Origin of the sequence: Chryseobacterium pennae (assembly GCF_003385515.1) — a bacterium.
Taxonomy (GTDB): Bacteria; Bacteroidota; Bacteroidia; order Flavobacteriales; family Weeksellaceae; genus Chryseobacterium; species Chryseobacterium pennae.
The window spans coordinates 16,030-36,855 of record NZ_QNVT01000041.1; the positions used below are offsets into that span (position 1 = coordinate 16,030).

The following is a 20,826-nucleotide window of genomic DNA, read 5'->3' on the forward strand; positions in this document are numbered from 1 at the left end:
TATTTGTTTGCGAAATTTTCAATAAAATATGTCAAAAACCAACCAGCCGACTAATTACCCGGCACTGTACACACTTGTACTTGTATTTTTTTTCTGGGGTTTTATTGCTGCCGGCAATAGTATTTTCATCCCTTTTTGTAAAAACTATTTTTCTCTCGACCAGTTTCAGTCCCAGTTAATAGATTTTGCCTTTTATACTGCTTATTTTTTGGGAGCGTTGTTGCTTTTTATATTCAGTACGATAAAAGGAGTGGATCTTATCGGGAAATGGGGTTATAAAAAGAGTATTGTCTACGGGCTACTGCTCTCTGCCCTTGGTGCAGCAATCATGATTATTGCAGTGAAAAGCAATGTTTATTATGGTATGCTCATCGGACTTTTTGTGGTTGCATTAGGTTTCTCCATTCAGCAGACTGCAGCGAATCCTTTTGCCGTGTTATTGGGAGATCCTAAAACCGGAGCCAGCAGACAGAATCTTGCAGGGGGAATCAACTCTTTTGGAACCTCTATCGGGCCAATTATTGTTGGTTTGGCACTTTTCGGAACGACTGCTACAGTAGATGATGACCAAATCAAGCATCTGGCTCTTGATAAGGTAATCCTTCTTTATACAGCAGTAGGAGCACTTTTCCTTATAGCTGCAGGGATTTTCTACTTTTCAAAGAAACTTCCTGACGGAATTTCCACAGAACCTATGGAAAAGGCTGGTAAAGCAAGAAAAACATTGATTGCAATGACTATTCTTGTTATCCTTTTCTTTATTCCTGTATTCAATAGCTATAATTCTGAAGAAGCTAAAAGTATTGAAACTTTAGGCAGTGAGATTACTGTATTAGACAAAACTCTTGAAAAGGAAACTGATGCAGCAAAAATTACAGAAATCAAGCAACACATTACAGATAAGAAAACAGAACTGGAAACCATCAAACATCCATTGGAGAAACAAAGAATGATGTATCTTGGAGGCGCATTGCTTTCTGTAATTATCTGTCTTATTTTTGCCAATTCCAGTGCCAAGAAAAATACAGAAGGTTGGGGAGCTATGAGATATCCTCAGCTTGTACTGGGAATGCTTGCCATCCTGGCTTATGTAGGAGTAGAAGTTGCCATAGGAAGTAACCTTGGAGAACTTTTAAGTATGTCTGAATTCGGAGGACACCAGTCTTCAGATCTTGCACCCTATATTTCCATGTATTGGGGAAGCTTAATGATCGGAAGATGGACAGGTGCAATCAGTGTTTTCAGCTTAAGCAAGCAACAGCAGACTATTGCGACCATCATTGTCCCTTTCGTTGCTTTTTCGGTGATTATCGGAATCAATACGATTGCTCAAAAAGATATGTCTCACCTGTATTTCTATGCGATCTGTGTGGCTATTCAGGTTATATTATTCCTTATCAGTAAAAACAAACCTGCCGTTACGCTTATTATTTTTGGATTATTTGGGACTGCAGCAATGATTACAGGATTATTGACTACTGGAAATGTTGCGATCTACGCATTCCTTTCCGGAGGTCTTGCCTGCAGTATCATGTGGCCTTCAATCTTTACATTAGCGATTACCGGTTTAGGAAAATATACAGCTCAGGGATCAGCATTCCTGGTTATGATGATCCTGGGAGGAGGTATTATTCCGCCGCTTCAGGGTAAGCTTGCTGACATTATCGGAATTCACAATTCTTACGTAATTCCTGTTTTGTGTTTTGTGTACATTACTGTATTTGCTTATTTGGCTAAAAAATCTTTATTTAGACAAGGAATTAATGTTGACGTTTTAGAATCCGAAGGTGCTCACTAAAAATAGACTATTTATATATAAGAAGAAGAGATTTTGGGCAGGTATATTACTTGCCCAATTTCTTTTGTTTTATGGTTTCTCAAAATCATCGGTAATGATCTCTTTCTTTGAACGTTTTTTTGAACTTCAGAAAGAGTTTCATCAGATGGCATTCAGCTGGCTTTCTTTTTCAGCGGGAGATGTCATCTATGTATTATTGGGAATTGTTCTTTTATACAGCCTTACTGGCTTATTTAAGAAGGAATACAGAGACTCTTCTATACGAAGAATTCTGATCATAGGAAATCTCTTTTATTTTACCTATCAGCTATTCTGGGGAATGCTTTACTTCCAGACTCCTATCATTAAAAAGCTTTCCAGACAGGATACACCTGAAATAGACAAAGCAAAAAAGATGGCCTTACAGTATCTTGAAAAATGTAAGCTCACCCGGGCATCGGTACAGGAAGACCATAATGGTATTTTCATTGTCAGCAATCTGAAAGCTGTACAACAGGAGATCCTTTTTCAGCAAACCAGACTTCCCCAATATATTTCTGATAAAAAAGCAACTCAGATCCTCTCCGTTAAGCCCAGTTTATTTAAAAATGTAATGAGTTTCACAGGGATATTGGGATACTATAATCCTTTTACTGCGGAAGCACAATATAATGCTGAATTACCCCGCACTTTTATTCCTTTCACAACAGCTCATGAAAGTTCTCACCAATTAGGCTTTGCCAGAGAACAGGAGGCTAATTTTATCGGCTATCTGATAGGAATCCATTGCGGTAATCCAGACTTAAGATACAGCACCGAATATTTTACTTTAAAAAGCCTTTTACGATTTATCGTTGAAAATGATCCTGAGTTTGTAAAATCTGTTATCCGTAATTATTCCCCTGGTATGAAGAGAGACCGTGCTTATGAGAGAAGCTTCATATTCAGACATCAGGGTTGGCTGGATGACTTCTTTGGATTTACCAATAATATATTCCTGAAAAGTAATCAACAGGAAGGTTCTGTTACTTACTCCTACTTTATTGATCTCCTTTTAAACTACGAAAAATAGACATAAAAAAAAGAATCGTATCAGGCGATACGATTCTAAAAACACAAATGATGAAAAAAAATTTATTACCTTGACTTGTTCCCTCATTCAAGGCGATGTAAAAGTACGACATATTTTATAAATACAAAAACATTTCTTTTCTTTTTTAAAACTTTATGAAAACTTTATGATTTTTTAAGTTTTTTTGAGTTCGTCCACAACTATTATGAATTACAATCACGCCTCGCGTATGGTATTAAAATAATAAACAAATTATAGTTAAACTACGAAAAATTTACAAAATCATACATTTAACTAAACATAAAACATTCCATTTATTCAATATTTTTAATGAGTAAAAAATTAGAGTTATTCTTCTGAAAATTAAAAATATCTCTACTATTTCTATCTTTCTATTTCGTTTAATTTTCCTAGTATTTTTAATAAAGATTGAACTTTAAATTATAATAGTAAATGGACTGATATTATGCAGTAAATATTATCCATATTATATTGTTCCGTTGCTTTTAAAAACAAGAGTCTTATAGTATCTGAACAAATAATCATAGATAATCATTTCAAACAGTCGTTGATTGGAAACAAATATTCGATTGATGTGCATATGAAATACACTGGAAAAAAAGCTCTGAAGAGCATCTGAATGATATTTTATATGTTTCAGGGTTTCTCCAGATTCATTAATATTATTCAAAATGACATTCCTAAAAGGACTATACTCCTCTGATTCTACAAACTCCAGGTAGTTTATAATAAATACTCTGTATTTTTTATCCAGCTGATGGTTCAGCTTTTTATCTGCATTGAACTCCTGTTTAAAAGCAAGATTACGCTCTGTGATCCAGCTTAGTTTTTTCTGGATGGGCAGTCCTAGGCATTCTAATATCTTATCAATATAGTAAAGGGACACCATAATTTTTTCTTCATCATCAAAATGAAGGTATTCATACACTATGCTCTCACTACTCTTCCAAAATAAAAACTCAGCTTCTTCCATTGTTGCTTCTCCATACCGCTCAATTTCCCGCTGATAAATATCTATTATAAATTCCGATATTTCCCCGGAATCTCTATATTCCTCCAAATAATCATTGAGTAATGAAAGAACCTTACCGAAATGCTTAAGGTCTGAAAGTTCAAAACGAAGCCTAAGATGAATCTTTGGATCATTATAACGGATAAAAAACCATTTTTTAATTAACCCTTCCTCTTTAAGTTGCTGTAATAAAGGAAGTAAAGCTTCTTCCAAAATAATATCCGCAGTTTTTACACCTGTATAAATTTTGACATACAGCCACTCACTTCCGGGAATAAACTTTTTTTTCATCAAAATTTATTTTAGTTTATACATTGGAAAAACAAACTCATGTTTAAAGTCTTGATTCTCATTAAAAAGAAATTCTTCGATCATGATTGTTTTTTTCTTTTTAACCGTCAGAATAAAAAGCTTACCCATATCATAATTTTCTAAATTGATGGTTAATGTATTATCAGATTCAGTCCATTGTATCCATGCCGGAATTTTCATTTTGGTTCTCCAATGTTTTAATTCGGATAAAAAGTTCTCTTTATCCAAAATCATTGGTTCCAAAAAGACAATATCTTTATCAGATATCTTCCAGGCAGCCTTTGTAAGGATAATATTTTTATATTCTACTCTTGGCAGGAATTTGTAAATATCCTTTAGCCCACCCCAATTAAAATGTATCCCGTTTCTTAATTCCTGGGAATAAAGATCGGAAAGGAAATAATAAACAGGTAAGGTATTATAAAAATAGTTATGGGCATTGGTAAGATAGGGCCTTATTTCTTTATTAAGTTTTTTGGACCGTAAAACAATTCTATTATTTTTCAACGAAATATAAAGATCATCCACGGCTATTTGATGATCTTCCTGTAATACAGACTGTGCCATGTAAGGAATCTCGTAATTTCTTATTGTAGGCCTTCTGACCACATTTCCTATTCTTGCTTCCGGTAAGTGAATCACTTCTGCTAAAATATACTCAGGGTTCAGACTTTCTTCTTTCTGCGCAATAGCTTTTGTCAGGTTATGTATTTCAGATTTTTCAGAACAGAACCTCGCTAACAGATTGGCAGCACTACTTCCGGAACTTCCATTTAAAAATAATTTTTCTTTACCGTTGTCTGATATAATTTCAGTCAAAAAAGAAATTGTATCAGGCAGATCATCCCAGTTTTCATCCAATTCTTTAAAATCATCATCCAATAATTCTATTTTATATTGGTTTTCCCATAAAGCATTCTGCAATTTATCATTAAGAATCTTTTGAACCAGATTAAATTCAATATTAATCCTTTTATTTTTTTCAGAAACCGGCAGTTCTAAATCATCTAAATAAGAATGAATCCCTTTTAACGGGCTATTTTGTTTGTAACCAATACCAATTTCAGAATCAAGAACATACTGTAAAGAGACTTCCTGCGCCTCAAACCGCTCATTAAAAGCTTTTTTGAATTTTTCTAAACGGGTATCTGTTACAGCTAAGTTTATTTTGTTCAAAAAGCTAAAGGCACTTTTAAGTTCTTTTTTCCAGAAAGGTGATAAAGTCAATTGATCTTTGCGGTATAAGTCAGTTTGAAAAAGATACTTCTGTTCATATTCTATCCCAAAAGATTTAATGAGTTTTTCAATCTCCGCATAATCAGAGATCGAATTGCCAATATTCTGATCTAGTGCATAAAGTTTATCTTTTATAGAAATCAAAATATCAGCCTCATTTACCTGAAGTCTTTGTAAAACAGAAATGAGAGTATCCAAAAAATCTCCTCCAGAAACATTGGGTTCAATCTCACTGGTAAGCACCTGATTATCGATCAGCTCTTCTATAAATTCTGATGCATCCTCTCTGGTTATTTCATCTGTAATCAGGATCTCCGTAAGCTCCTGTACAGTTTTTCCCTTTTTTGAAAATTCTAATACAGACTGTAATACTTCAGAAAGACGGGCTGACGATATGATATAATCTCTTTTCCCACCTAAATATTGATATTCAATATAGCGGATTTTTGTTCCTATTTTATAAATCGTATTATTAGGAAAAAACAAAAGTTTATTTCTTATTCCCTGCTTTTTCACAAAATATTGAGCTAAGGCCACAAGAAAATACATATCTAATTTGGTATCCCGAATTAAATAATCTGTATACACGATATCTTCATACAACACTCTCCTTTCATCATCTTGATTAAATTTACCCAAACCAGCGCCGGAAAATAAGCCGAATGGTGTACAACGGGTACTCATTCGGCTATAATATTTTAATAAAGTATGTTTTAATTTTTGGTGTTCTTTTGGTGGAAATAGTTTTTCTGCCTGAAGCCATTCTATAATTTCCTCATATAAATCAGGAGAAGCCAAATAAATTGCTTCCAGAAAAACAGGATCATCAGCAAGTTTATTTTTTAATTCTTCATCAGAAATTTCATCTTTATTTACCGCTTCAAGAAATTTCTTATATGAAAATAAAGGAGTACGTACAATATATTCTTCGAAAAACTGATAAGGAAAACGAGACATTTATTTTTTTATTTCTTCTTTTAACTGGTAGTCCGGATGACCTAGTTGCCAGAAGGCAAAAGCGAATACATCAGCTAAATTATTATATTTTTGCTTTAAAGGGAGGTCACGTTCACCATGGCCACCGCTATAATCTACTTTAAGTAATACGGGATGATCAGATGTGTTATATTCTTGCAATTTCGCTGCAAATTTTGTTGACATCCATGGAGAAACTCTGGGATCATTTATTCCCGTTGTAATAAAAGTTGCAGGATATTTTTCTCCTTTTTTCAAATGATGATATGCATCCATTTCATATAATGCACTGAATTCGGATTTAATATTTTTAGAACCGAATTCTTTGGCACTATTTAATCCATTTGGTGTTGCTTCAAGTCTTAAAGTATTTACCATTCCGGCTGTTAAGATCGCTACCTTAAATAGGTCTGCCCTTTCTGTCATAGCCCTTCCAATAGTAATTCCCCCTGCACTTTGCCCCCAAATTGCTATTTTATTACTGGACGTATAATTTTCATGAATCATATATTCGGCACAGGCAATCAAGTCCCTCCAGGAGTTGGGTTTAGTTTCCTTAAAACCTCCTAAATGCCATGATTCTCCTTTTTCAGCACCACCTCTGACATGAGCAATAGCTGCAATTCCACCTTTTAATGCCCAAAGCATAAACGTCATATCTAAAAAAGGACTGTTATTTACTCCGTAAGCTCCATACGCATCTATTAAAAGAGGATTGTTTTTGTCTTTTTTAATATCCTTTCTATATAGTAAGGAAAACGGAATATCCTGTCCATCATGAGATTTCACAATAATTTCTTTTACTATAATATCTTTGAATTCCGGATATTCTACAATCGGAGCCAGATTTTCAGGAAGAAATTTCTTTATTACCGAATCAAATTTAAAGCGTTCATTGTCATTTTTCCATCCTGTACAGTTTATCCAAAAATCATTGGAATAGCTGTCCTGGGTAGTTACTGCAATATCACCGGATGGAAATGGCAATATCAAGTTTTCAACCTTCCCTTTTTGATACAGATACAGTTTGGACTCAACACCATTTTTTGAACTGTTAAAAACAAAGCCATTTTTAAGTTGGTATAAACCATTGATCTCCTCATCAGGGATATTAGGAACTATGATATCCGGATTTTTAAAATCTGGATTTTTCAATGATGTGCAATAAATTGCATTGGCTCCATTCTTTTTTGAAATATAAATTATACTATCATTTTTCAGAATAAAGCCATCAATTTTTTCTTCTTTAGTAAATAGAAGTTTCCATTGATTTTTTTTACTGATAAGATTTGTGGGTTTAAAATAAGTATCATTAAAATTTGTAGCTCCAGCCATAGAACCAAATAAAAATTGGCTTTCTTTGGTAGGAAGCTTAACTATAGGATAATCTTCAGCACTTATTTTTAAATCCGGATTGTTTTTTTTTGATAATAGAACATTCAGCTCTTTGGGATTCTGCCCTATTGTATGAACAACGGCCTGCATGTTTTTCATAAATAGATCTGAGGCTGGATCTGTTACTGGAAATTGAAGATAAATAAAGCTATTATTATCGGAAAGCCAAGAAATACCACCTCCGTTTGTTGGCCAGCAATTAGTAATAAGGTCAGAAAGTACTTTTTGAGATTTTACATCGTAAATGATCATTTCAGAAACCTCTTTCCCACTTTCAGTTAATGAGATCGCTATCTTTGAGCCATCATAATTAGGCTTTATATAATTGATTACATATTTTTTATGAGTATCCGGTTTGTAATTTTCAGGATTAAAAATTTCTGTTTCTATCCCTTTAAATGATTTCCTATAATATAGTTTCGTAGTATTTTCATCCGGCTTCTTCTTTAAATAGAAATAAAAATCATTTTCCGTAATATTAATTTTATCTACGGAAAATGATTTTTGTTGATCAAATTCTAATCTTTTGTCAATATAATATTGCCTATTAGGAATTTTTTGAAGTATTGAATTTGAATAATTAGTTTGTGACTGCATCCAATTAATAACCGAAGGATCTTTCAAATTTTCTAAATTTCTATACTCATCAGCTATTTTGACTCCAAAGTAATCATCGGAAGATGTAACTGATGGTGCTAAATTACTTTTTTGGGCAGTAATTATTCCAAAAATGAAATTGATAAAAAAAAAGAGAATTGATCGACAGGTCATATACACAAATTATCTTGTTTTCCCTGTTCCTGTTGGCTCTCCTTCACCTTCTAAATCAGTATTTAGGTTATAGCCTCCTACACCTGCATAGCCTCCTTTTATTATTTTAGCATTACTAATTCTAACCATTTGTAATTTCTCCAATGAAATTTTCTTTTCTGCTTGTTTCTTATTTTTCATAACGTATTCTATTTTTTTATTTACAAAGAAATAAAGATATATATATTTTTTCAAAAAAAAGATACCGAAATTTATAAATTCCGTATCCAAAAAACGTATAAAAAGTTAATAATCAATATTAAAGCTATTTATTATTTTCCTGTAAGGCTTTCATAAAATAAGAAGGCAATGTATCTGTTATTTTCTTAAAAGCATTGGTAAAAGACTCCACATTATTGTATCCGGCTTCATCAGCAATGGCGGCTATGGTAAGTTTCTGTAGATTTTTATTTGTTTTTAATTCACTGACAATATATTGAATCCTTAATGCATTCAGATATTGTGAAAAGTTTTGTCCTTTCAACTCGTTTACTGATCTTGATAAATAGGCTCTGTTTGTATTAAATTCCTTAGATAAAAGATCTAAATTAATTTTCTTATCTAAGAATCTCTTTTCTATTTCAAATTCATTTAACTGTCTGCTTAGTTGTTCCAGCTTATCGTTTGACAATGTTGCTTTCGGTTTCTCTTTTTGAAAATCTACTGTTTCAATACTATTAGTAGTAGTAGTAGGAGGAGGACTAACTGGATATTCTGTGAGTAAGTCAGCTTTATTTTGGTAGTTTTTTAATTTTTTCCTGTTTTCCTTGTATAAATAAACCAAATATATCATGATTCCTCCGGCTATTCCTAGGATCCAAAATAAAGTATAGTTCTTCGAGTTTAAATCTGAAATTAATATTTCTTTTTCTTTTAAAAGAAGTGGGGTATCATATTTATTATTTATTTCAGTAGTTAAAAGCTTATTATTTTTACTTAAAATACTATCTACAGACAACAAATGTTCAATATAAAACAATTGTTTTTCTTTATTTCCTGCTTTTTTATAATATTCTATCAGTATTGGGTACGTATTTCGCAACTCGTAAGATACATTTTTCGTTTTAGTAATGATAGAATCCACTTTTTCAAATCTATCTAAAAACTTTTCATTATTTGTATGATATAAAATCTTACCTATATAATATTCAACTAAAGCAATGTTTTGAACATTATTGGGGTTTTCTTTAAAAAGTTGAGATGCTTTATTTAAGATTGGCAAAGCGAGATTATAGTTTGCCTGTTTAAAAGTATTGATACCCAAAACCAGTGATAGAGAAGCATAAAGATCCTTATCCTTACTTTTTAAATTTTGTTCAAATCCCCGCTTCACATAATAATTTGAAGAATCCAGCTTATTACTTACATGATAGGCATACGCCAAATTATATAAACATTTTTCGTAATTGATATCATTCTTTAATTTATTTTTTTCCAAATATTGCTTATAGCCTAATAATAAATTCAAAGCTTCCCGATAATCTTCTAATTCAAGCTTCAGTAAACCTATACAGGAATTAATATTATAAAAAATTTCACTTCCTTTTTTAGCATAGTTTTTAGCTATCAGGTAATTATCTAATGATTTTGAATACTCAGCTGTATAGTAATAATAAACTCCTTTATTTCGATAAGCTTTTGATAAATATTCGGTGTCCTGTATTTTTTTTGACACAGTAATCATACTGTCCAGGTACAATAATGCTGATTTATCATTATTCAGCTGGTATAACATCTGATATCCTTCAGCGATTTTCTCGTTATTTCTATTCTTTTTCCCTTCTACAAGGGCTGTATTGGCATAGACTTCAGCTTTAGTTTTATCGGTATAAAGAGTTTTTTTGAAAGAGTTTTCTACTTGTTTAACATCTTTATTTCTCAGAGAATCAGGAATACGAAATCCTTTTATACTTTGTGAAAAATATAAATTCTGGCAAAGAATCAAGAAGTAAATAAAGATTTTCTTTTGCATACAAGGTCTTAATACACAAAAATACATATTTAAAAGTTTCTCTTGTACAAGCAAACAACAAAATAAAATGGCTCACTCAAAAGTTAACAACTGAAATCTCCTTTTATTATTATAAACATTGAGCAGTACCCATTTCTTCCAATCTAAAGAATATATACTTTCGGTATTCTTTTTAACAAGAATCTCGCTTCTTTTACCCTCTGATTTATTTTTTTGCATTTCCAATGATATTCTGCTTTTAATTGATAGACTATATAGCTGGATTCTTAGTTAAATTCTTTCTTATTTTACGAATAAATGATACTCTTTCACTTAGCCTCCCGTTGACTTTACAAATACAGAATCAAAAACACAAAACACTGATAATCAAATACAAAAAAGCCATTTTTTTATCTGAATTTATAAATACACTATTAGTTTTTCCCGAAATTTATAAATTCAGACATGCTTTCCTTGTGTCATTAAAAAAGCACATGCATCTTTGTCTCAGGTAAAAACACAATGATTTATTTTTTTGTATGTGTACAGTACAAAATATAAATATATGAGCTGATCAGCACCTTCCCATGCCAGGGATAAATGGCAAGTAAATATTAATACAAAAAAAATTTAACAATGAAAAAATTAACAGGAATGAAGAAAGGATTTTCTTCTCTAGAAAACAAAAAACTTAAAAGAGACGATTTAAAAGTGATTGATGGTAGTTTAAGATCTTATGCTATCGAATCTAGTGCTGCAGTTACAACACCAGGATGCTATGAAGCAGACCATTATTCTTCTAACGGAGGTACTTATATTGGTAGACTAGAAGTTTGCTAAGCATATGAATAAAGGAAAAGGGAGGGTGAATTTCCCTCCTTTTTATCCATATATCATTAAATTGAATTGTTTATGAAAATTTCACCGTCAATAAGATATAGTCTCTCTCTTATCATTTTATTATTCCTTACCTCTTGTAAAAAGAACTATATCACTTATTATAACAGAATTAATGATGCCGACAGCATATACAGGTTAGCTAACAATCCTAAGCTAGCTGTAGAAGAGTATCGGGAAATTTTCAAAGATTATGCTCCTAAAAATCAGGACCGTATTGAAGAATATGCGACTTATATAACTCTTGCTGACCAGTATCATGAAGACTTTGGTGGAAAAAAAAGTCTTTATCAATTGATTTCTCTGTTAGCTCCTTATGGTGAAGAATACAAAAAATATTTACCCCTTTTTAATAAATATGGAATAGACAATCCATCTGTAGAACAAAAAATCACAGAATGGAAACAAGGACTGGATAAAAAACTGGTTGATTCTTTTAAGATTGCCCTACAAAGGGACCAGATGGGACGTCCCCTTGATACAGCATTAACCAGAAAGAATGTGGAGAAAAATGCAAAACTTCTGATATGGACCTTTAAAAATTATGGATTTCCAACACCTGAAAAAATAGGCTGGTTTCCAATGCCAACCTTTATCACTCATATGGTTGAATCCAAAAAAGACTATCCTTTTATAAAGGAAAAATTATTGGAATATGTAAAATCGGGAGACCTTTCACCTCGTGATTATGCACGAATGGATGACACTTACTTAGGAGCTCATAAACAAATCACACTCTACGGTTTTAATATGATCCCTGTAAAAGACAGTGCACAGACCAACCGTAACCGGAAAACCCTGGGCATCCCAAGCATGAAGCATAGCTCCAAAATAAGAAAAGATTTTTTTAAAAAACTAAAACAGAATGATACTCATAATATCGAATAACGGAGACTCTACCACTACAAGAGTTATCAAATATCTTTCAGCAATGGGAAAGAAGTTTATCCGTGTTCATGAAGATGAGTTTTTTGAAATTAAAACAGATAAAAAAAGAATGTATCTGGCCAGTGAGAGAAACAAATTTTTCCTGGATGAGATTACAAGTACATGGTACAGAAGAGGAGGACTAAAATTCAAACGTCTTTACTATGATAATAATGCTGCCAACCACCATATGGATGAACATCAGCACTGGCTTGAAGATTACGTGATAAAAAAACTGGAATCACAAAAGACTATTAATAAACAAAGTAACAATCACGTCAATAAACTCCTGGTTCTGGAACAGGCAAAAAAAACAGGATTAGATGTTCCTGAATATTTTTTAGCAGAAAATACAGATGAAGTCATTATCAATGAAACCATTACAAAACCTATTACAGAAAATGTGATATTAGATTCTGTCGATAGAAATTTCAACGGCATCATTTACACTTCAGTAGTACAAGAAAAAGAGAAAGAAGATTTTTTTATCACATTTTTTCAGGAAAAAATTGAAAAAGATTTTGAAATAAGAACTTTTTATCTGGATGGCAAAATGTGGTCTACCGCTATTATTTCTCAAAATGACGAGCAGACTAAAACCGATTTCAGAAAGTATAATTATAAAAAACCCAACAGAAAGGTGCGATATCAACTTCCTGAAGATATTGAAGAGAAAACACACCAGCTCATGCAATCACTGGACTTAAGCTGTGGCTCAATAGACTTTATAAAAAGTGGAGATACCTTCTATTTCCTGGAAGTAAATCCTACGGGGCAGTTCTTAGGACTATCAGAAATCTGCAACTACTCATTGGAAAAAGAAATAGCACAATATTTATGAAAAAATTATTTAAAGAAGAAAAGAATAAATTACCTCTTACCTTTAAATTTATTGAGAAGTTGGGCTCTAAAAAATCCAATGATAAGGAAAACATTAGCACAAACTATATAAAGTGTGAAACTTATCAGACGGATTATCTTATGAGGGAAAGACCAATAAAAGCACTTACTAGACTATTATGAGACATTTTAACCTATTCAGTAATATTTTAATCACCAAAGGAGCCGGAAGAATCCTGATCTCTGATCTTCAGAGGAAGATCTCTGATCTTTATCCTTTGGAATTGTATGATGTTATTGAAGAGTTGAAAAATGAGTCAATTGAAAATATCTTAGAGAATTATGACATTGAATCTCAACAGATCATTCATGAATATATAGACTTTTTGCTTGAAAAAGAATATGGTTTTATCACTCATGGGGATTGGGATAAAAACTTCCTTCCATTGTCCAATGAGTTTCAGGAAGTAAGCAGAATTTCCAATGTTTTCATTGAAATTGATAATGTCATTATTTTAGACAAAATAAAAAACTCTATCAACAACTTAGGGGTAAAATATTTGGTAATTTACTGTAACAAGGAACTTTCTCTTAAAGAATATCAGGATATCGACAATAAATTTAAAGACTCTGTTTTAGAAGGAATAGAAATATACGCACCATTTCATAATGCCTTAAATAAAGAGTTTTTTCAAATCCTTAATCAAACAACCACAAGGATTTATAATTTCGTTTTCTATAATTGTGACGAGATTCCTTTGAAGACCAAAGAAGCATTTAGATTTAATATCAACTTTAACCATGAAAACCTCAAAATATCCGCTTGCGGAAAGGTAGATCTAAAATATTTCAATACTAATCTTCCAAAGGTTCTTGAAGCAATCAATCACAATTCCTGCCTGCACAAAAAAATAGGAATTGACATCCATGGTAATATTAAGAACTGTCCATTAATGCCTGAAAACTATGGAAACATTCATCATTCGAGTCTTGAAGAAGCCGTGATGCAAAATAATTTCAAAAAATACTGGAACCTTACCAAAGATAGTATAGAAACCTGCAAAGACTGTGAATTCCGTTATATATGTACAGACTGCAGGGCCTATACAGAAAACAATCACAATAATAAAGATGGACTTGATGTCTCGAAACCTTTAAAATGTGGTTATAATCCATATACCTGTACCTGGGAAGACTGGAGTAAAAATCCTTTGAAACAAAAGGCTCTGGAACATTACAATATGGAAAATATACTGAATTAAAAAATTAAAGCACAAATATGTTTTTCCAATCCCACAGATGCGCTAATTATGAATGCAAACATTAACCATGAAACTCTTTATATATCCATCTGTGGGAAATTGGAAACAAAAATCAACAAAAAACTTCTATTGAATATTTTTCTTTCAGATTTATTTTATACCAGATAAAAATACTTTTGCAAATTAAATCCTATAAAATAAAATATTGAAATTCAAACTATATTTAGTAACTACCGGTTATATCTCACTAATAAAAGAAAAATATTTTTGTTAATTTAAAACATCTGTGTATTTTAGATGAAAATATTAATATGATTTTTGATAAACTAATTAACTACCTCAAACTTGATAAACAGGAATTTATTTTCCAGTTTAATTCTCACCCCAACTATCCGTCAGCATTGGCTTTCAGTGATACACTAAACTTTTTGGGGGTAAAAAATGATGCATACCAACTTGATAAGGAATATTGGGATGAACTTCCTGAAGAATTTATTGCTATTGTTGACAATGCATTTTCTTTAGTAAAAAAGTCAGGAAGCAGTTACTCCGTTTATTCAGAAAAAGCAAAAACTTTAGATAAAGAAGAGCTTTACAAAACCTCTACAGATTTTGTATTGCTGTTTGAAAAAACAGAGCAGACAGAAAATAAAACAGCATTCAATTTCAAGCCGGTTTTATATGCTGTTTTTGCTGTCATTCTTATTTATTCTTTTATATATCAGAATCTCTTTGAAGCAGTTTTTAATCTTCTTTCACTAGCAGGTGTTTATATCTCTATGGAGATATTCAATCAGAAATTTGGTAATACATCTACTGTGATAGGAAGTATTTGTGGCGCTGCTCCTGCTACTCAAACAGCTAACTCCTGTGACAGGATTATCAAACAGGACAAAACAAGTATCCTGGGATTAAAATTCTCAGATTTCTCATTGATTTACTTTACCGGGCTTGCCATATTGGGATTATTTTTACCAGCTACAGCCTATATCGTAAAGGGATTTACCTTTGTTTCTATACTTGCCATTGGCTATTCTATCTACATCCAGGCTTTTGTTGAAAAAACATTTTGCAGGGTTTGTCTTTTAATTATCTCTATTCTGGTGGGGCAATTGGTGATCAGTGCTTTCTTTTTCCAGAATCTTTCCTTTGGAATCGGAGCGCTTTTACTGACAGTCATTTTATGGGCAATAATCTTTTCAGCAGTAATCTATTTCAATACCCTGCTTGAGCAAAAAGAAGAACTTCAAAAATCCAACGCCAAGAATCTCAGATTCAAAAGAAACTATGAACTATTCAAAAGTCAGTTATTGGAAAGAGACAAAGTCGAATTTCAGGATACTGAAACATTCTCTGTGGGGAAAAAAGATGCAAGACTTCGTATTTCCATTATTTCAAACCCTTACTGTGGTTTCTGTAAAGATGGTCATAAACTTGCTGAAAGTCTTTTAAAAAAATATTCTGAAGATGTTTCCCTGCAGATGAGATTCAATTATACAGCTGAAAGATCCAATGAGAAGTACAATGCATTGATCTCAGATTTTACATCTATCTACAACAATAAACCGGAAAAAGAATTCCTGCACGCTGTGGAAGAATGGTTTGAAACAAGGGATGAAAATAAGATCAACATTTTAGCAGGAGGAACTCCTACATCTGAAAACCTGGATCCATTGATCCAAATGACTGTAGAAAACAGTAATGCAGGACTTAACTTCACCCCTATCCTTGTGATCAACGGGTATCAGTTTCCTGAAAAATATGACAGAGAAGACATTCTGTTCTTTGTGGATGAATTAATAGAAGACGAAGAAATTTAGTCCGCATCCGTGATTTTAAAATTCACTATCTTAGGAAAAATAAAAGCAGTATCCGAAAAGCTATAAAAGAGTAGGTAAACCAAAACTATTTATTATGAAAAATCTAAAAGAACTTTCAAGAGAAAACCTAAGAACACTGAAAGGTGGTATTACTCAGGAATGTGCAAGGATTCAGTATGAAGCAAGCTATTGTGAATCCAAAATCAAAGCACCTAAAGAGGGCGCTGTAGATGCATGTAACAAATGGTGCTATTACTAGCATACCATTTCATTGAATTATAATATTGAATAAAGTAAAAAATGTCGTCAGCATATGACGGCATTTTATAATGATTAATAGCTTTGAAAAAATTTCCTTTTTATAAACAGCCAGACACAAAAGACTGTGGACCCACATGTCTTAGAATTGTAAGTAAATATTACGGTAAAAGTATCTCCCTTCAGCAGATCCGGGCCCTCTCTGAGACGACCCGTGAAGGAAGCAGTCTCCTTGGATTAAGTGATGCAGCAGAAAATCTGGGTTTCCGTTCACTGGGAGTTCAGGTCGACTTCAAAACTTTCGTAGAAGAAGTTCCGTTTCCATGTATCGTACACTGGAATAAAAATCACTTTGTGGTTGTTTATAAAGTCGATAAGAATAATAAAATTTATATATCCGATCCCAGTTATGGATTGATTACTTATACCCAGGACGAATTTATCAAATTCTGGATCGGAGAAAATGCCAATGAAACCACTGAAGAAGGAATAGTCCTTATCCTGGAAACGACACCAGCCTTCTTTCAAACTGAATTTGACAATGAAGAAAGTAAGGCAAGCTTTTCTTTTCTTTCAAGATATCTATTTAAATACAAATCACTTGTTATTCAACTGGCTGTAGGACTTCTTGCCGGAAGTTTACTATCTCTGGTATTCCCGTTTCTTACCCAAAGTATTGTAGACGTCGGGATACAGAATCAGGATATTAACTTTATTTATCTGGTCCTGCTTGCCCAGATTATGTTATTTCTTGGCAGAATGGGGATAGAAACGATCCGAAGCTGGATCCTTCTCCACTTATCTGCAAGAATCAATATTTCGATCATTTCCGATTTCTTTATCAAACTTATGAAGCTTCCTATAAGCTTTTTTGATACCAGAATGACCGGGGATATCATGCAAAGGATCAATGACCACCACAGAATAGAACAGCTCCTTACGAGTTCTTCATTAAATACCCTATTCTCTCTCGTCAATCTGATTATCTTCAGCATTGTCCTCCTACTCTATGATTACAGACTTTTCATTGTTTATCTCGTGGGAGCTGCAGCCTATATTGGATGGATCACTTTCTTCCTGAAGAAAAGAAAAGAACTTGATTATAAAAGATTTTCCCAGGTTTCTCAGGAACAGAGTAAAGTCATTGAGCTGATCAACGGAATGCAGGAAATCAAAATGCATAATGCTGAGAAGCAAAAAAGATGGGACTGGGAATTTCTTCAGGTAAAGCTATTTAAAATCAGAATAAAATCATTGTCACTGGAACAATGGCAATCGGTAGGAGGAAACTTTATCAATCAGATGAAAGACATCCTGGTAAGCTTCCTTTCTGCAAAATTAGTATTAAGCGGAAACTTGACCTTAGGGATGATGCTTTCTGTACAATATATCATTGGACAGCTGAACAGTCCGCTTCTTCAACTTATTGATTTTATTAAACAAACTCAGGATGCAAAAATTTCCCTTGAAAGATTAGGTGAAATTCATGATAAAGAAGATGAAGAGCGTAAGGATGAACAATATGCTATGGAAATTCCACAAAAGGATATCGAGATCACAGATATGTCATTCCGATATATCGGATCTGATGTTCCGGTTTTTGAAAATCTGAACCTTACCATTCCTTATCAAAAAACTACAGCAATTGTTGGAGCCAGTGGAAGCGGAAAAACCACCTTATTGAAACTTCTGATGAAGTTTTATGAGCCAGACAATGGAGATATTAAAATCGGAAACACTGCTCTGAAAAATATTTCTCCGCGATTCTGGAGAGATCATTGCGGAGTTGTGATGCAGGAAGGGTATGTATTTAATGATACAATTGCCAACAACATTGGAGTTGGTGAAGATCACATCGACAAAAAGAAATTAAGACGTGCAGTAGAAATCGCAAATATTAAAGACTTTGTAGAAAGCCTGCCGCTAAGTTACAATACCAAGATCGGAAATGAAGGTGTAGGAGTAAGTGGAGGACAGAAACAAAGACTTTTCATTGCGAGAGCTGTCTACAAATCTCCTGAATATATTTTATTTGATGAAGCCACCTCTGCATTAGATGCCAATAATGAAAAGGTCATTATGGAAAACCTTGAACAATTCTTCAGAGGTAAAACAGCAGTTGTTATTGCCCACAGACTTTCCACTGTAAAACATGCCGATAAGATCATTGTACTGGATAAAGGAAAAGTTGTAGAAGAAGGCAGTCATGCCGAATTAGTAGATCTGCGCGGTGAATATTACCGATTGGTAAGAAATCAGCTTGAACTGGGAAATTAATACTGAACCTATCACCAGCATAAAAAACCTGAAGTCCTAATTTATTTTAATTATATCCCTTTGAAATATAAAGTGGAAATTTTATCAGAAAACAATGAAAGAAGACGTTTTAGACAATATTGAACTCCGCTCAGAGAGCGTACAGGATATCCTTACCCAACCACCCAATTGGATGATTCGTTGGGGGAACACGTTGATATTTATAATTATCCTGCTCATTTTTGCAATGAGTTACATTATAAAATATCCGGAATTTGTACCGGCTCCAATTATAGTAACTTCTCAAAATCCACCCGAAAAATTAGAAGCAAGGATCAATTCTAAGATTGAAAAAATATTCATCAAAGATCATCAGGAAGTAAAGAAAAATGATGTGTTGATGGTCATGTTGTCAGCTGCCAATTATAAAGATGTTATAGCATTAAAAAAACTGGTTGATTCTATATCACCTAATCAGCTTAATAGTTTTCCTATTGCCCAAACTTCAAGGTATAAACTTGGGGAGCTACAGGGAGAATACAACAGCTTTGCAAAGGCTTTCCAGGATGAAGAACTTTTTACAAGGCTACAGCCTTATGCTCCTGAAAATATTGCAACCAACCAAAGCTTATCTGAGTCCAGAGTAAGAATTGCTACCTTAAAGCAACAGAAAAGCCTGGAGTCAGCCAAGTATGACCTTACCCGAAAAAATTTCCAACGGTCTCAGGATCTTTTTAATCAGGGAGTAATCTCTGCTATGGAACTTGAGAATGAAAAAATAAAATATCTTCAGGCTCAGCAAAACCTTGAAAACATCAACATCTCAATTTCACAGACTGAGGAAGGAATTTCTAACCTTAACAAAACCAAAAGCGGAACGGTTATTAATACCGAAAAAGATAAAATCAACTATTCTTCTCAGACATTGCAGTTATTTGAACAATTAAGAAAGTCTCTAAAACTTTGGGAGCAAAATTATCTTGTTATTTCATCTACAGATGGTGTTGCCAGTTTCCAGCAGTTTTTTGGTGAAAACCAGTTTGTAAAAGCAGGAGAACCTATTGTATCTATCCTTCCCAAGAATAAAGAACAATTAGTAGGCCGAATGTCAGTTCCTACCACCAATTCAGGAAAGATTATTCCGGGTGAAAAAGTATTGATCAAACTAGACAACTACCGTTTCCAGGAATATGGAATCATTGAAGGAAAAGTTCAGAATATATCACTTATTCCTGATGATAAAGGAAATTACTATGTGGATGTTATTTTACCGAAAGGATTAAAAACAAGTTATAATAAAAATCTGAAATTTGATAAGGAACTTAGAGGAAGTGCAGAAATTGTAACTCAGGATCTGAGACTTATTGAAAGATTCTTCTATCAGATCAGAAAGTTATTAGGATATCAGGCCTAATAAAAGCTTTACATAAAATAAAACATGCCGTTCCAAAATTAAGGGACGGCTTTTTTACACCCATATCCGGTCTATTATTCAACATTGCATACATCAAGATACAACAATACAAAATAATTCAAAAAGTCACTATTAATAAGGGTTTACTAACATTTATTATGATGATCCTGAAAACTACCTGTATGCTAGCTAAGGCAATGATAGAATCTACAAGTTTATTGAATGAAATAAGTAGAGTTGTTGTTTTTCAAATGAAAAAAATAAAACCGCAACCATTAATAATGATTGCGGTTTTTGTAGCGAAGACGGGAATTGAACCCGTGACCTCAGGGTTATGAATCCTGCGCTCTAACCAACTGAGCTACCTCGCCGTTTTGGTGGTGCAAATATAGAAAAAATAATTTTAGCTATATTCCTATAATGCAAATAAAGACTAAATATATTAACACTTAAGTCTTCGGATAACATTTTCTAAGGAGAACGAACAATAATGGATCAGTGCTAAAAGTTGTGGAGGAACAAATAAGAGATTAACTTTGAGGATGCATATTCCCGACGAGCTATTAAAATTATTGTTACCTGATTTTTTGG

15 protein-coding genes and 1 tRNA gene are annotated in these 20,826 nt (G+C 33.0%); 10 read left to right on the plus strand and 6 right to left on the minus strand.

Going from position 1 to position 20,826, the window contains the following annotated elements; translation table 11 throughout:
• The first annotated feature begins 28 nt into the window (after positions 1-28).
• Together DRF65_RS26595 and DRF65_RS26600 are read left to right on the plus strand one after the other, a co-directional pair.
• Positions 29-1,798: an MFS transporter gene (locus tag DRF65_RS26595; RefSeq protein WP_115973731.1), complete on the plus strand. Its 1,770-nt coding sequence runs from the start codon at positions 29-31 to the stop codon at positions 1,796-1,798.
• A 94-nt stretch (positions 1,799-1,892) separates the two neighbouring features.
• Positions 1,893-2,849, plus strand: a complete 957-nt coding sequence (locus DRF65_RS26600) for a DUF3810 domain-containing protein (protein WP_115973732.1) — start codon at positions 1,893-1,895, stop codon at positions 2,847-2,849.
• A gap of 487 nt (positions 2,850-3,336) precedes the next feature.
• On the opposite strand, the gene DRF65_RS26605 is transcribed toward DRF65_RS26600, so the two are convergent.
• The 5 genes from DRF65_RS26605 to DRF65_RS26620 form a co-directional block, all read right to left on the minus strand.
• A complete protein-coding gene (locus DRF65_RS26605) occupies positions 3,337-4,173 on the minus strand; it encodes a thiopeptide-type bacteriocin biosynthesis protein (RefSeq protein WP_228438971.1) in 837 nt (278 codons plus the stop codon).
• A 6-nt stretch (positions 4,174-4,179) separates the two neighbouring features.
• Positions 4,180-6,387 carry a lantibiotic dehydratase family protein gene (locus DRF65_RS26610; RefSeq protein ID WP_115973734.1) on the minus strand — a complete coding sequence of 736 codons (2,208 nt, stop codon included), beginning with the start codon at positions 6,385-6,387 and terminating at the stop codon, positions 4,180-4,182.
• A complete protein-coding gene (locus DRF65_RS26615) occupies positions 6,388-8,571 on the minus strand; it encodes a prolyl oligopeptidase family serine peptidase (protein WP_115973735.1) in 2,184 nt (727 codons plus the stop codon).
• A gap of 9 nt (positions 8,572-8,580) precedes the next feature.
• Positions 8,581-8,751, minus strand: coding sequence for a hypothetical protein (locus tag DRF65_RS28690; RefSeq protein WP_165852322.1), 171 nt, complete (start codon positions 8,749-8,751; stop codon positions 8,581-8,583).
• A gap of 124 nt (positions 8,752-8,875) precedes the next feature.
• A complete protein-coding gene (locus DRF65_RS26620) occupies positions 8,876-10,582 on the minus strand; it encodes a helix-turn-helix domain-containing protein (protein ID WP_165852323.1) in 1,707 nt (568 codons plus the stop codon).
• 615 nt (positions 10,583-11,197) lie between these two features.
• Between DRF65_RS26620 and DRF65_RS26625 the strand changes: the two genes are divergently transcribed.
• The 8 genes from DRF65_RS26625 to DRF65_RS26660 all read left to right on the plus strand — a co-directional run bounded on the left by DRF65_RS26625 (position 11,198) and on the right by DRF65_RS26660 (position 20,235).
• Positions 11,198-11,401, plus strand: a complete 204-nt coding sequence (locus DRF65_RS26625; RefSeq protein WP_115973737.1) for a TIGR04139 family peptide modification target — start codon at positions 11,198-11,200, stop codon at positions 11,399-11,401.
• A gap of 72 nt (positions 11,402-11,473) precedes the next feature.
• Positions 11,474-12,346, plus strand: a complete 873-nt coding sequence (locus DRF65_RS26630) for a hypothetical protein (RefSeq protein ID WP_115973738.1) — start codon at positions 11,474-11,476, stop codon at positions 12,344-12,346.
• The gene (gene gwsG, locus DRF65_RS26635) at positions 12,324-13,226 is read left to right on the plus strand and encodes a grasp-with-spasm system ATP-grasp peptide maturase (protein ID WP_115973739.1); all 903 of its coding nucleotides are present in this window, start codon (positions 12,324-12,326) and stop codon (positions 13,224-13,226) included. The genes DRF65_RS26630 and gwsG overlap by 23 nt, the downstream gene beginning before the upstream one ends.
• Positions 13,227-13,404: 178 nt before the next feature.
• Positions 13,405-14,487 (plus strand): grasp-with-spasm system SPASM domain peptide maturase, encoded by a 1,083-nt coding sequence (gwsS, locus tag DRF65_RS26645; protein ID WP_115973741.1) that lies wholly within the window; start codon positions 13,405-13,407, stop codon positions 14,485-14,487.
• A gap of 311 nt (positions 14,488-14,798) precedes the next feature.
• Positions 14,799-16,307 carry a vitamin K epoxide reductase family protein gene (locus tag DRF65_RS26650; protein ID WP_115973742.1) on the plus strand — a complete coding sequence of 503 codons (1,509 nt, stop codon included), beginning with the start codon at positions 14,799-14,801 and terminating at the stop codon, positions 16,305-16,307.
• A gap of 94 nt (positions 16,308-16,401) precedes the next feature.
• On the plus strand, positions 16,402-16,566 hold the full coding sequence (locus DRF65_RS28695) for a bacteriocin-like protein (protein WP_165852324.1): 165 nt from the start codon (positions 16,402-16,404) through the stop codon (positions 16,564-16,566).
• Positions 16,567-16,649: 83 nt separating this feature from the next.
• Positions 16,650-18,842, plus strand: coding sequence for a peptidase domain-containing ABC transporter (locus tag DRF65_RS26655; protein ID WP_115973743.1), 2,193 nt, complete (start codon positions 16,650-16,652; stop codon positions 18,840-18,842).
• Between the two features lie 94 nt (positions 18,843-18,936).
• Positions 18,937-20,235: an HlyD family secretion protein gene (locus DRF65_RS26660; RefSeq protein ID WP_115973744.1), complete on the plus strand. Its 1,299-nt coding sequence runs from the start codon at positions 18,937-18,939 to the stop codon at positions 20,233-20,235.
• Between the two features lie 297 nt (positions 20,236-20,532).
• Here the strand turns inward: DRF65_RS26660 and DRF65_RS26665 are convergent.
• A tRNA-Met gene (locus tag DRF65_RS26665) sits at positions 20,533-20,606 on the minus strand.
• Positions 20,607-20,826: the final 220 nt, after the last annotated feature.